The organism is Pseudoalteromonas sp. SG44-17, assembly GCF_014164235.1.
Lineage (GTDB): Bacteria > Pseudomonadota > Gammaproteobacteria > Enterobacterales > Alteromonadaceae > Pseudoalteromonas > Pseudoalteromonas rhizosphaerae.
In genome coordinates, this window is sequence record NZ_JACJEV010000007.1 from 69,674 (window position 1) to 82,394 (window position 12,721).

Annotated in this window: 15 protein-coding genes and 2 tRNA genes; 9 read left to right on the forward strand and 8 right to left on the reverse strand. The window is 37.5% G+C overall.

All coding sequences use genetic code 11. The annotated features are described in order from the left end of the window. Nucleotides 1-59 precede the first annotated feature (59 nt). Nucleotides 60-635 carry a hypothetical protein gene (locus H5182_RS07390; protein ID WP_182759813.1) on the reverse strand — a complete coding sequence of 192 codons (576 nt, stop codon included), beginning with the start codon at nucleotides 633-635 and terminating at the stop codon, nucleotides 60-62. A gap of 477 nt (nucleotides 636-1,112) precedes the next feature. Here H5182_RS07390 and H5182_RS07395 point away from each other — a divergent pair, with 477 nt between their 5' ends. Beyond that, entirely contained in the window at nucleotides 1,113-2,396 is a 1,284-nt protein-coding gene (locus H5182_RS07395; protein WP_182759814.1) for a sensor domain-containing diguanylate cyclase, read from the forward strand. A gap of 58 nt (nucleotides 2,397-2,454) precedes the next feature. On the opposite strand, the gene H5182_RS07400 is transcribed toward H5182_RS07395, so the two are convergent. The 6 genes from H5182_RS07400 to H5182_RS07425 are packed head-to-tail and all read right to left on the reverse strand — an operon-like array spanning nucleotide 2,455 to nucleotide 5,158. Beyond that, nucleotides 2,455-3,132, reverse strand: coding sequence for a pseudouridine synthase (locus H5182_RS07400; protein WP_182759815.1), 678 nt, complete (start codon nucleotides 3,130-3,132; stop codon nucleotides 2,455-2,457). A gap of 2 nt (nucleotides 3,133-3,134) precedes the next feature. Further along, nucleotides 3,135-3,464 carry a TusE/DsrC/DsvC family sulfur relay protein gene (locus tag H5182_RS07405; RefSeq protein ID WP_145233784.1) on the reverse strand — a complete coding sequence of 110 codons (330 nt, stop codon included), beginning with the start codon at nucleotides 3,462-3,464 and terminating at the stop codon, nucleotides 3,135-3,137. Between the two features lie 3 nt (nucleotides 3,465-3,467). Beyond that, entirely contained in the window at nucleotides 3,468-3,734 is a 267-nt protein-coding gene (locus H5182_RS07410) for a DsrH/TusB family sulfur metabolism protein (RefSeq protein ID WP_145233786.1), read from the reverse strand. Then, on the reverse strand, nucleotides 3,731-4,087 hold the full coding sequence (gene tusC, locus H5182_RS07415) for a sulfurtransferase complex subunit TusC (protein WP_182759816.1): 357 nt from the start codon (nucleotides 4,085-4,087) through the stop codon (nucleotides 3,731-3,733). Before tusC ends, H5182_RS07410 begins: the two co-directional genes overlap by 4 nt. Next, entirely contained in the window at nucleotides 4,084-4,437 is a 354-nt protein-coding gene (gene tusD, locus H5182_RS07420) for a sulfurtransferase complex subunit TusD (RefSeq protein ID WP_182759817.1), read from the reverse strand. Before tusD ends, tusC begins: the two co-directional genes overlap by 4 nt. Before the next feature lie 55 nt (nucleotides 4,438-4,492). Further along, nucleotides 4,493-5,158: a Bax inhibitor-1/YccA family protein gene (locus H5182_RS07425; RefSeq protein ID WP_182730957.1), complete on the reverse strand. Its 666-nt coding sequence runs from the start codon at nucleotides 5,156-5,158 to the stop codon at nucleotides 4,493-4,495. A 252-nt stretch (nucleotides 5,159-5,410) separates the two neighbouring features. Between H5182_RS07425 and H5182_RS07430 the strand changes: the two genes are divergently transcribed. Next, nucleotides 5,411-5,501, forward strand: a tRNA-Ser gene (locus H5182_RS07430). Between the two features lie 52 nt (nucleotides 5,502-5,553). Further along, nucleotides 5,554-5,644 (forward strand) — tRNA-Ser (locus H5182_RS07435). 238 nt (nucleotides 5,645-5,882) lie between these two features. On the opposite strand, the gene H5182_RS07440 is transcribed toward H5182_RS07435, so the two are convergent. Beyond that, nucleotides 5,883-6,086 (reverse strand): hypothetical protein, encoded by a 204-nt coding sequence (locus H5182_RS07440; RefSeq protein ID WP_182757713.1) that lies wholly within the window; start codon nucleotides 6,084-6,086, stop codon nucleotides 5,883-5,885. A 480-nt stretch (nucleotides 6,087-6,566) separates the two neighbouring features. On the opposite strand from H5182_RS07440, the gene H5182_RS07445 reads away from it, so the two are divergent. The 6 genes from H5182_RS07445 to prc all read left to right on the forward strand — a co-directional run bounded on the left by H5182_RS07445 (nucleotide 6,567) and on the right by prc (nucleotide 12,593). Beyond that, nucleotides 6,567-7,352 carry a PRC-barrel domain-containing protein gene (locus H5182_RS07445; RefSeq protein WP_182759818.1) on the forward strand — a complete coding sequence of 262 codons (786 nt, stop codon included), beginning with the start codon at nucleotides 6,567-6,569 and terminating at the stop codon, nucleotides 7,350-7,352. A 1,251-nt stretch (nucleotides 7,353-8,603) separates the two neighbouring features. After that, entirely contained in the window at nucleotides 8,604-8,999 is a 396-nt protein-coding gene (locus H5182_RS07450) for a hypothetical protein (protein ID WP_145233799.1), read from the forward strand. 125 nt (nucleotides 9,000-9,124) lie between these two features. After that, complete coding sequence (locus H5182_RS07455; RefSeq protein WP_145233801.1) at nucleotides 9,125-9,586, forward strand: GAF domain-containing protein; 462 nt, start codon at nucleotides 9,125-9,127, stop codon at nucleotides 9,584-9,586. After that, entirely contained in the window at nucleotides 9,583-9,861 is a 279-nt protein-coding gene (locus H5182_RS07460) for a hypothetical protein (protein ID WP_064666123.1), read from the forward strand. The genes H5182_RS07455 and H5182_RS07460 overlap by 4 nt, the downstream gene beginning before the upstream one ends. A 15-nt stretch (nucleotides 9,862-9,876) precedes the next feature. Further along, nucleotides 9,877-10,527 carry an RNA chaperone ProQ gene (proQ, locus tag H5182_RS07465; RefSeq protein ID WP_145233803.1) on the forward strand — a complete coding sequence of 217 codons (651 nt, stop codon included), beginning with the start codon at nucleotides 9,877-9,879 and terminating at the stop codon, nucleotides 10,525-10,527. Nucleotides 10,528-10,553: 26 nt separating this feature from the next. Then, on the forward strand, nucleotides 10,554-12,593 hold the full coding sequence (gene prc / locus H5182_RS07470) for a carboxy terminal-processing peptidase (RefSeq protein ID WP_145233805.1): 2,040 nt from the start codon (nucleotides 10,554-10,556) through the stop codon (nucleotides 12,591-12,593). The last annotated feature ends 128 nt before the right edge of the window (nucleotides 12,594-12,721 follow it).

Here is a 12,721-nt window from a genome sequence, read left to right on the forward strand (position 1 = left end):
TATCGCTGTACTAACCTCACTGCAACTAGCTGCGACTAATACACAACTGTGAATTATATTTATAAGCTGTTTGTGGACTCATATAAATTGGCATTTTGGCGCTTATGGGCTTCAAATAAATAAGCCCTTAGATGTTCTTTCCCTTGATGAATATGAGTGATCTTGGCAGCCATGCCTCGCTTACTAAAACGTACCGGTTTGATGTCGATAGTAATATTTTTTTTGTTTGGAAGGGTTAATTTTATCTGTTGCTCAATCGCTAAAGGAGCTTTTTGAGTCGTTGATTTCAGAAAAAGTCCAGTACTTGAGATTGATTCAACTTCAAAGTCTTGGCTCTGAATATTGAGGTTCCCGCCACGCCAACAGCGCTTTATTCCTTGTGTGTCGATGACCTCTGGTGCGCTTAATACAGGGGTCACAACGCCTGTTTTAGCAATTCTTATTTCAAGTGGAAACCATAATTGATAATCGCCAACTTCAGCCAGTAGTGTTAATTTTGTATTATTTAGTAATTCAGCAATATTGGCAGGGATAGAGCTTTGTAATGTCAGTGTATGATTATCCCTTAATTTTGAAGGAACCGTCACTTGGAAAAGATCTGATATAAAATTTAGTTCTTCATTGGTCATATCCATTTAGCATCTAATCCCATGCGCGCGATAATGTAGTTAATACCGTATTTTTAAGTCGAGAGTTTATTCATACAATAATGTATAACGGCAGTGTAATAACATACTTGAGTTATTTAACAAAATAAGCATATTGTGCGCCACAAAGTCGTCTTTTTGGATTGTTAAAATATATAAGAGCTAGTACTTTTATACACTGTCAGATGATAAATTTACCCTTATTTATTCTTACATGATAGTTTTTTGTTTGTTTAATGAACAGTGGCTAAGTTTTATTGCTAAAATAACGTAAATTACTGGACCGATAAAGTTATTAAGGATATTTTAAAATTGCGATTTCACTTTTATATTGTTTACATTAATCAACTGCTCTTTACGAATTTTCTCACGCCGAATATTTCCATCTGCTTACATTCCTTTAAATTATTCTGGTGTACTTCCAAGTGCATGTTTTTATGCACACGTAATTAATGGGCAATATATATGGACTATATTTTCTATCAACAATCAATAATTAACTTCATTGCACAATATGCTGGTAATTCTAAATCACAATTAACAGCGATGGTTGATGACACGCGCAGTATTTTAAGAGTTGATGCGTATAGGCTTTTTGAAAATATTCTTTTAAATTATCAACAATTGGGAGTCATTGAATATAGTAAAGTAGATTGCCTACTTAAAAGTGTTGCCGTGAATTTGAAAACTTCAAGTGAGTCTGAGCATTTTCTCGTTTCACAGTTAGCAACCTGGTGGCAAGAATGGCATTTCGCGCTATCGATGCGTGTAAAAACAAGTCAAAATAATGCTGTTATCGTGCAAAATAGTGATTATTCAACTCAAGATAATAAACCACTAACCCGTGAGCATGATTTGAGTGAGTACGTTAATTTATTTACGCAAGTGCCAATCCCGTTGTGTAATGTATGTATGCTCACCGAGAATGTGATCCGTATAAACCAACGTTTTGTCGATGTGTTCGGTTACACTATTGACGATGTTCCAACACTTAATGATTGGTGGCTTAATGCTTACCCAGATCCACATTATCTGATGTGGGTGCGACAAACGTGGCAACAAGCTCTTAGCTTTGCGTTAGAAAATGATACTGATATTGAACCACAAGTTTATTGTGTTACTTGTAAAGATGGCTCCCAAATAATGATGGAAATTTCGGGAAGATATTTTAGGCACGAATTTCTAGCTATTTTTAAGGATGTAACACAGCATTTAGCTGCTGAAGATACACTTCGAGACATGGCATTTTTAGACTCATTAACACAAATTGCCAATCGACGTTGTTTTGATGACAAGTTGGCCAATGAACTTGAATTAATGAATAAAAAAATAAAGCCGTTATCAATGCTCTTAATCGATATTGATTATTTTAAGCAATACAATGATAACTACGGCCATATTAAAGGCGATGAATGCTTGTATCAAATTGCACAATGTATTGCAGTGGCCACGATGAATCACGAAAAGGACATTGTTGCACGTTTTGGCGGTGAGGAATTTGTGGTGTTACTGCCAGAGGCTGATCCGAAAAAGGCTTTACATAGTGCATTACAAATCCAGCAAGCAGTTAATCAATTAGCTATTAAGCATGAATATACAGATGTTGGCTATATAACACTAAGCATGGGCATTAAAACTTTGCATAATCCCCAAACTGGCGATTATATCTATTTCGTTGATGCGGCAGATAAAGCTTTGTACCAAGCAAAAAGACAAGGACGTAATTGTATCGTTGTTAGTGAAGATTGATACAAAAAATCAGCTGAGCGCTGCTAGGCATATTTAAAATAGCTGCGCTCAAGCACAGCTATAGTTCATCTGCGATTATTTTAAAATGGCCATTATCAATTCCTTTTAACGTATAGTCACCAATACGATAGCGAATTAAACGTAAAGTAGGGTGGCCAATATGTGCTGTCATCCTTCTTACTTGGCGATTACGTCCTTCGGTAAGGGTAATACTGAGCCAACTGGTTGGAATGTTTTTTCGCTCTCTAACGGGAGGATTACGTGGCCATAAAGTTGGCTCATCTATGCGTTTAACAACGGCTGGTAATGTTAATCCGTCTTTGAGCTCGACGCCTTGGCACAGTTGTTTAATTGCTGCATCAGTTGGTTCACCTTCAACTTGTGCCCAGTAAGTTTTACTGGTTTTTTTGTTTGGCGCTGTTAAAGTGTTTTGTAATTTCCCACAATTAGTGAGCAATAGCAGGCCCTCACTGTCTCTATCTAATCGTCCTGCAGCATATACATCTTTAATGGTAATAAAGTCAGCTAAGGTTTGCCTGTTTGCTTCATCAGTAAACTGGCACAGCACATCAAATGGTTTATTAAATAAGACAATTTTTCGCTCACTGGCGGCAATGGCTGGTTTTATCTCGCGCTTTATTGAGTTATTCACTTTTTTGGTTGTAATTGCACCGCGATTATAGCTACGGCCGCTATTTCGGCGTTTTGCTGTATTATTTGGTTTAGCTGTTGTCATTGCTAGATGCACCGTGCGGGTTTTGGTAAGCCAGCAATTTTAGTTGCTTGCTTAGCTGGGCCTTTAGGAAAAAGAGTATACAGATAAATACTATTGCCTTTATCTTCACCCAGTGCTTTTGCCATTGCTTTAACTAACATTCTTATTGCTGGGCTGGTGTTGTACTCCAAATAGAAATTACGCACAAAATGAATCACTTCCCAGTGTTGGGAGGTTAATTCAATGTTTTCTTGCTCGGCAATAACGCAGGCTAATTGTTCACTCCATAACGAGTGATCAAGTAAGTAACCTTGTTTATCCGTGTCGATAATTTGATTATTAAATTCAAGCATGTATTACCACGTAATAGAGTGAGATGTTGCTAATGTTAGTGCGACAAAGTCGTCATAACTAAGCGAGTGATCGGGCTGATTGATTGTGATATCTCGTACTTTGGCGTCATCAGCAAGTATTAATAAGTGCGTTGCAAGCTGTCTAAATTGGGCAATAGCAAAGCATGCGTCACTTAATAATAATACTTTGTCTGTTGACTGGATCAGGTTAACTAATTGATCCGTGTTGTAATAGCCAAGTGGCTTGGAAAATATGTGTAAAGTGCTCATAAGTTCACTATGTGTTGTTGCTGGGCAATAAGTTGAGTTTGCTGCTGATAATTAAGCGCTTTTACTTCTACTAACAAGTTATGTTTATCAAGGCCATACTCGAGCAGAGACTTTTCACATACATAAATGTTTTCAACATCGTAAATTTCTAGCGTTCTGATGGTCTTAAAGTAGTTCTTTAAACCTATATGTTCAGGGTGTTGATGTTTTTTTAGGGCAAGTACCGCAGGGCCGCTAAATAACCAACTAATATTTTGCTCAACAGCAGCGAATATTAATGTCATATCTAATGCATCACGAATATGTAAATCATCGAAAGGACTATGGTGGCTTAAAACTAATACATTGATCATTTAAATTGCACCCATTTATCCGCATCACTGGCAAGCATTGCAAACTCAGCTAACCCTGCGACTGCAAAAACACCGGTATTATTTATATCAAGGCCACGCTTTTCGGCAGCAGTAACACACAACATAAGATGAATCCCTTGCTCATGTAATTGTTGCCATAAAGCATTAATCGCTAATTCATCAGCTGCCAAATCTAGTTGCTCGCTGGCATGAAAAACGCCGTTTTGATACAAAAAAATGGCATCAATGTTATGCCCTTGTATTAAACATGCTTGTGCAAATTTAACCAAACGTTGCGTGGTATCATGATCCGATGGTGCGCTGTGCAGAGAAAGTACAAATCGTGCCAAAACTATTCCAATAAAAAAGCCCCTAAAGAGGGGCTATTTTAACAGAACTATTTAATTAGTCATTATTTGCGCCAAGCAGTGCAAGCAATGAAGTAAACAAGTTATATACACTTAAATATAAAGAGACTGTAGCGCGAATATAGTTTGTTTCGCCACCGTTGATGATGCGGCTTGTATCAAACAAGATTAAGCCAGACATGATCAATACAACCGCTGCATTTAATACCATAAACATTAGCGAGCTGTCGATGAAGATATTAACAATGCTGGCTACAATCACAACAATAAGGCCTACCGTTAAAAAACCACCCATAAAAGAGAAGTCTTTTTTAGTATTTAGTGCATACGCAGACAAACCAAAGAAAATCAGTGCAGTTGAACCTAACGCTTGCATGATAAGCATTGGGCCATTTGGCATCGCTGCATAATGGTTAAGTAACGGACCAAGTCCCGCGCCCATTAAACCCGTAAAAGCGAATACCCATGCAACGCCTGACGCGCTTTCGGCTTTTTTATTTACAACAAATAAAAGGCCAAATGAAATAAGAGTAAAAACTAACCCCATAAAATAAGGTAGTTGTAATGCCATTGATATACCAGCCGTCACAGCACTAAATGCTAATGTCATGGCCAGTAAGAAATAGGTGTTTTTAAGTACCTTGTTTGTTTCAATGGTCGACATAACCGGTCTAGCGGTATTGTACGAATGATTAAATGCCATTTTAGAGCTCCTTTAGAAACCTATTGTAAGTTCCGATAATTAAACTGAAGTTAGATTACCAAGACTTCTATATTTGGGCAAACCTTTGTAGTTCAATAGACCGATAATTAAAAAGAAAAGTTCAATTTAGTGTGATTTTTACTCAGGGGTGAGTTAAGAATAAACAAATCAATGATTTTTTAAGCACTTGAACACTTTTTTGAAAAAAAAGCTTCACAAAGAGCACTGCCTTCTCTATTATGCAGGCCGTGCGGAGAGATGGCAGAGTGGTCGAATGCACCGGTCTTGAAAACCGGCAGGGGTTTATAGCCCCTCTAGGGTTCAAATCCCTATCTCTCCACCACCTAATTAAAATAATTGCGAGTACACTCTTATTCGTGATTTATAAATGTTTCGGAGAGATGGCAGAGTGGTCGAATGCACCGGTCTTGAAAACCGGCAGGGGTTTATAGCCCCTCTAGGGTTCAAATCCCTATCTCTCCACCATATAAAACAAAAAGGCCGTTGATAATCAACGGCCTTTTTGTTTCTGAAGTTCTCCATAAAGATTGACTAAGTCAATGTATTTTCATAATGCGCCAAATAACATGCACTTCATATAAATCCGCATAAGCCTTTAAATAAATTAACGGATCAAATCACATGCTAAACTATTGGTCGATTTTATCTGATAAGTTAATTGTTATCGGTGGAGTTGTTAGCTACTTGCAAGGCTTTGGTAATATCATTCATCGGGGCGCTGTGACTCTTCTCTGACCTGCGATATCAGATCGCCATTCTTGTTCAAAGCAATAATGACTGTTTTATTATTATCTGGTGGTGCACCCAATGCTTTTTCTTTTAACTGTGAGTCAGAATCTAAGTTTGATCGTGGGAGTGTTGATGCACATCTTTTATTGGTCTGGCCAATGACGTCCTGTTCTGACATAAAAAATGGTAAACTAACAGCCAATACGTCGCGAATCTGATATTTATTATGATCTATTTTTGAGCGTAATATGGTAACTCATTCCAGAGCGAACTTTTTTGCTAGCTTGATAGGCCGTTGAAATTTATTCATTGTTAATATTATCAAGCTATTGATGAGCTTCATTCAAAATTAAATTGTTTCTAATCTTTCATATATATCGGGTACATCCCAGTCAAAAATAGCGCGATACTTCTTAATTAAATTATTCACGCCTTCGATGATATCGTTGCGATAGGCTGCTAACTCTAATTTTTTATTTTAGCCATTTCAGTTCACCTTAAAATTTATAGATAAATCTAGACTAGGCTTTTATTAATGCCAGTTCTGTGCGAAAGCGAACAGATTTAATGAGAAATTTGTTGCAAGCTTTTAGATGAAAACCCTATCAGCGAAACAATGATTTATTGTTTATCATTTTTAATCTGGAGCAAATACGCCATGTTACATACTCTGAATAATTTAAAAAATTTAGCTATTCATGCATCGGATGGAGATATTGGGCTTACCAAAGATTTTTACTTTGATGATAAACATTGGGTGATCCGATATCTGGTGGTCGAAACTGGATCTTGGCTATTAAGTAAAAAAATATTGCTTTCACCTATATCAATCAAAGAGTTGAATCAGAAACCACAGACGCTCACTGTTACAATTTCAAGAAAACAAGTTAAAAACTGCCCTGACATGGATAGCGAAAAACCAGTTTCTAGGCAGTATGAGCTAGAATACATGCGATATTATGGTTACTCACATTATTGCGATAACACTGATATATGGGGTGGTTATTCAAGTCCTAATATGATGTCACCTGGTTATTATAGTGTCGCACCAAAGCCTGATAACTTAGATGCTCCAGATAATTTCGCAGATGTTGATGCTGCATTATCTCAAGATAATGATCATCATCTACGCAGTAGTAATGCAGTAACGGGTTATAAACTTGATGTCATAGACGGTGATCTGGGTCACTTACATGGTATGTTGATAGATACCGACACCTGGGAAATTCGTTATTTGATTATTAACACCAGTAATTGGTGGTTGGGTCATCTGGTTTTGATTGCCCCAAAATGGATTAAAGAGGTGAGTTGGCCCACTTCTAAAATCTATGTTGATATGACGCAGCAGCAAGTAAAAGATGCACCCACTTTTGATCCCTCAGTGCCTTTCAGTCTAGAGCATGAGCAAAGTATGCAAACTCATTATGGTCGTAATGGTGAATAACAATATTACCTTTGAGTTAGGTGTTTGCTTGTCTTGTTTACGTTATTTATTTAAAAATTGTTATGTTAGTAAGTCATTTATTTCAAATATTTTATTCGAGAGTTTGGGTTTGAATCCCTATCTTTCGATCTTATAAAAAAAAGGCCTACTGCTTACCTTTATTAATGCTCCATTGAATCTATACACATTCGTTGGTATGACGCGTGAGGTAGTAATATAGAAGACTTCAAACACTATTTATCAGCGGCATTAGTAAGTTGTATACCTATGTTAATAGGCTACGTTTTTTTAAGTAATGAGCTAAATCTTTCTATATCAGAGGTTGTAACAGATTCATATATGCAGGCTTTTTTGAAGAGCTAGTCTTTAGAGCTGCTTTGTTTGGTATGTTGTTTCGTTTTTATCTTTGGGGTCATCCCAGCAGCACTAATTAGTACTATAATATTCTGCTTGGGTCATATTTATCAATGACATGATGCCATTTCAGCGCAAATGGCTGTTACCATCTCAACAATAGCAGATACATGGTTTACTTGGTTATATTGCGAATGCGGCTTACGTTATATTTAATATGTCTGGTGGCGCAGCTGGCGATTTAAAAAAATCTATTCAAAGCAAAAGCCATTATTCTGAGTATCGTTTACGTTAACCTACATATCCGACGTGGGAAAAAGCGTGAAGTAACACTCTCGTCACTATTTCAAAATCAACCACATAGTTCGACTCTGTTTATTAGAACACCCACTCAAAATATTTAATGGAGATAATGATGCTTGGATTGTTTTGGTCATGATAGTTTTTAGTTCACCTTTTGTATTATTGCTAATAATTAAACATTACTTTTTTTAGAAAACATTAGTTAAAAGAGAGTTGTTTTTCTTAGAACAAGCAAAGAGAACCGATACTGTCTTAGCGATGCAAAAGAAATTAGAGATTCTAGTTGCAAGAGTCATTGAACTTGAAGAAATAGTGACCACAGTAGCATTGATTTATCGAGAAAAATCGATCAACTGTAAATTTATAGCCTCTGTATATAAAGAGGCAAAATTATACTTTTCTGTAAAGTGAATAACGCTAAACTCTATAACGGTTTAAAACTGGATCTTGCTTAGGTTAAACGGGCATCAAAATTACCCTATCATGATTGCTGTATGATTTATCATCGTAAATTACGACCATAGTCTCTATTTCGATGTTGTAAAACATCATGCATCCTTAGTATTTATTCAGGTATGATTTTAAGGACGCATTATGAAACATCGGCTTGCAAAAAGTGTTGGGTTATCATTACTTTCACCTGTGATCATTGGCAGTGTGTTAGGAGTTTATTATGCATTAACGCTCAATACCGATCCGCTGACTACCTTTTTTCAGTTACTTATGAGTGCGATAGCTAACGCGCATATTGTCGGTTTAACCATGGCTGCTTTTGTAGTACCCGGATATTTATTGATGTACAAGTACGCGAAAGTTAATTATTCGGGAGTACTGACATTAGGTTTACTCGGTGGTGCAATTTTTAGTTACTTACTCAGTGCAACAGGTGGTATGGTCTTTTTAATTAATACCGCGATGTCAGCTTTAGCGGCGGGACTGTTTTTATATGGATTAAGGTTAGGTGCGATAAAACAACAACCTCCTCAATAGCAGAATTATTAACCAAGCTTGCTGAAAATTAGGGCAAATTGCTTTTTTTTGCCCTGAAAAGGTTTCAATTATTGGCGACAAAGAGTACCTTTAGCTACTGTATGTTTGATAAGAAGTAGTTTGGTATGCAAAAGCAAGAATTTTACCAGTCATTAGTTAAACAAACTGAATCGCTAATTACTGGTGAACCTAACATTATTGCCAATATGGCGAATATTAGCGCGCTGTTATTTACGTCACTCGATGATGTAAATTGGGCTGGTTTTTATTTGATGGATTCACCAACTGAATTAGTGCTTGGTCCGTTTCAAGGTAATCCTGCATGTATCCGAATTCCTGTCGGAAAGGGTGTCTGTGGAACTGCCGCTGCAACTGCACAAACTCAACTAGTTGAAGATGTACATGCATTCGCAGGTCATATTGCCTGTGATGCAGCGTCTAATTCTGAAATAGTAATACCTATTCATAAAAATGGTGAAGTATTTGCTGTTTTAGATATCGACAGCCCAAGTATTGCTAGGTTTGATGTTGATGATAAGCAAGGTTTAGAAGCACTCGTCGCATGTTTTGAGGCAACTATTGCATGAAAGACTTAGTAAATGTACAGGATTATCTGTTTGCCATCACTGATGTAGGTGATTGGGAAGGGGATGAAGAGCATGTAGCGGAAACGCTCAACGATTTAATTCATATTGCATGGGATCGTCTTCCTGATGACACTGAATGTGAATTAATTGATGAAATAATTAACGGTATTTGGGAACACCTTCGAGGCGATATGGCTGTAATTGAAGCCGACTTTGAAGAGTTGGTCGACTGGGTAACACACTACGTCGATTCGTCCCTTGATGAAAAGATGTGAAAAATAGGTTCTAAAATGGAAACCACAAACAAGCTAAAAGATATTAATGAAGTATTGGAATTTTTATACCAAGAATTCCCAGAATGTTTTAAACAAAAAGACGGTATCAAGCCGCTGAAAGTAGGTATCTTTAAAGATATCGCTGAGCGAATTGAAGGTTCTGAAAAAGTAAGTAAGACGCAAGTACGTCAAGCGCTGAGAAAGTATACGTCTAACTGGCGTTATTTAGAAGCTGTTACTAAGTCTGAGTTTCGTATTGATCTTGATGGAAATCAAGGTGCTAAAGTGGAGCAAGAACATATTGATCATGCTCAAAAAGCACTTGAAGAAAGTCGTGCGAAAATGGCTAAACGTAAAAAGTCACAACGTCCACGTAATGATTCAGACACAAAATCTTACAAAAAGAAACCAGGCCAATTCGCTAAACCAGGCGATAAAAACGCTAAAGTTAATACCACACCAGCAAAAGCTGCGCCGGTTAAACGTTCAGGTAAAATTGAACCTTTACCAGCAAGTGAGGTCAAGGTTAATAACAAAGTTAAAGTTAAACTTGGCCAAGCCCTTGTTAATGCAGTAATCACTGAAGTGAACAAAGAAGACGTTCATGTAGAGTTGGTAACTGGCATGCAAGTTAAAACTAAAGCAGACAGCCTGTACATTATTTAAGCTGTATATAAATTAAGGAGTTGTGTATGAGTCAGAAGTTTAAGCTCATTCCGTTAGTTGCCGCCCTGTATTCAGGTTTATTATTTGCATCAGATATTGCTGATGTTAATGATGTAGTTACAGCAAAAGACTTGCCAGTACTTACGCAAGAGAGTCAGCATAGTACGGCTAGCAAACGGGTGACAAACTTATTTACTCGTGCACATTATAAACCAATTCGTTTTGATGACGCACTTTCAAGTAAAGTGTTTGACCGTTATATCGAATCCCTTGATTTTAATAAAAGCGTCTTTTTGGCTGCGGATATTGCCTCATTTGAGCAATACCGCAACCAATTTGATAATGCATTAACGACCGGTAAACTTGATTTTACCTTTGATATTTTCAACCTAAGCATGCAGCGTCGTTTTGAGCGTTATGAGTATTCTTTAAAGTTACTTGAAACACCAATGACCTTTGATAATGCGGATGAATATTACTTTGATCGTGAAGATGCTGATTGGTCACAAACGCAAGCTGAGTTAGATGAGCTTTGGCGTGAACGTGTAAAATATGATGCACTACGATTAAAAATGACCGGCAAAGATTGGCCTGGTATAAAAGAATTATTAACTAAGCGTTATCACAATGCACAAAAACGTTTAGTGCAAACCAATAGTGAAGATGTATTTCAGATAGTAATGAACTCTTTTGCGCGAAGTATTGAAGCACATACCTCCTATTTATCGCCACGCAGAGCTGAACAGTTCAAAATGGACATGGATCTTGAACTAGAAGGTATTGGTGCAGTACTAAGCTACGACGAAGACTACACGGTTATTCGCAGCTTGGTTCCAGGTGGACCTGCTGATAAATCGGAGCAAATTAAAGCTGATGACCGTATTATCGGCGTTGCTCAAGACAAAGAAGAATTTGTTGATGTCATTGGCTGGCGTTTAGATGACGTAGTTGATTTAATCAAAGGACCAAAAGGCACTAAGGTGCGTTTACAATACTTAAAAGGTGCTGATGATCATGGCGCGCCTAAAGTAGTTGAAATTATTCGCGATAAAATTCGCCTCGAAGATAGAGCTGCAAAATCAGAAGTATTCAAAGCAAAATATTCTGATTTAACCAGCAAAATAGGTGTTATTGAGATCCCTGGTTTCTACAACAACTTGTCTAAAGACGTTAAAGTAGAATTGGCGAAATTAAAAGAAGCCAAAGTAGATGGCATTATAATTGACCTACGTCAAAATGGTGGTGGTTCATTATATGAAGCAACACAACTATCTGGTTTGTTTTTTGACCAAGGTCCAGTAGTACAAATTCATACTCTAAATAATCGCATTGAAGAGCAAAAAGACCGTGATGGTGTTACGTTTTACGATGGCCCCCTTACGGTGCTTGTTGATCGTTACAGCGCATCTGCCTCTGAGATTTTCGCCGCAGCGATGCAAGACTATGGTCGAGCAGTAATAATTGGTGAGCAAACGTTTGGTAAAGGCACTGTGCAGCAGCATAAGGGCTTAGGCCGTGCTTACGATTTATACGATAATCCACTTGGCAGTGTGCAATATACGATTGCAAAGTTTTATCGTATCAATGGTGGTAGCACACAGCATAAAGGTGTGATCCCAGATATTTCATTCCCATCAGCAATTGATCCAGCGGAATGGGGCGAAAGCCAAGAGGATAATGCATTACCGTGGGACAGTATCGTACGCGCCAAATATAACTCGGTTGATGACTTACACCCAGCCATTGCTTACTTAAGCAAAGCGCATGCTGAACGCATTAAATCAGAACCAGAGTTTAACTATGTTTTTCAAGATATTACGCGTTATAAAGAAGAGAAAGACCGGAAAACTATTTCTCTTGTAGAAGCGCAGCGTATTAAAGAAAAAGACGATGGTGAAGCGCGTGCATTAGCTCGTACTAATGAAAGGCTTACTCGTTTAGGTGAAAAACCGATTGAGAGCTTGGATGATGCGCCTGATGTCTTAGACGACTTAGATCCATTCCTAGAAGAAGCTGCATTAATTACCCAAGATTATATTAAGTTTGGTCGTGTAGCTAAGAAATAACTTGTTTTACATATTAATAAAAAAGGCGCTTTGGCGCCTTTTTTGCTGCCTAAAACTCTTGATATTGCTATAATTACTGATTAAACGCTGACAAAAGTAAGTAACTTAGTTAGGCTAAGCGTCGCGTC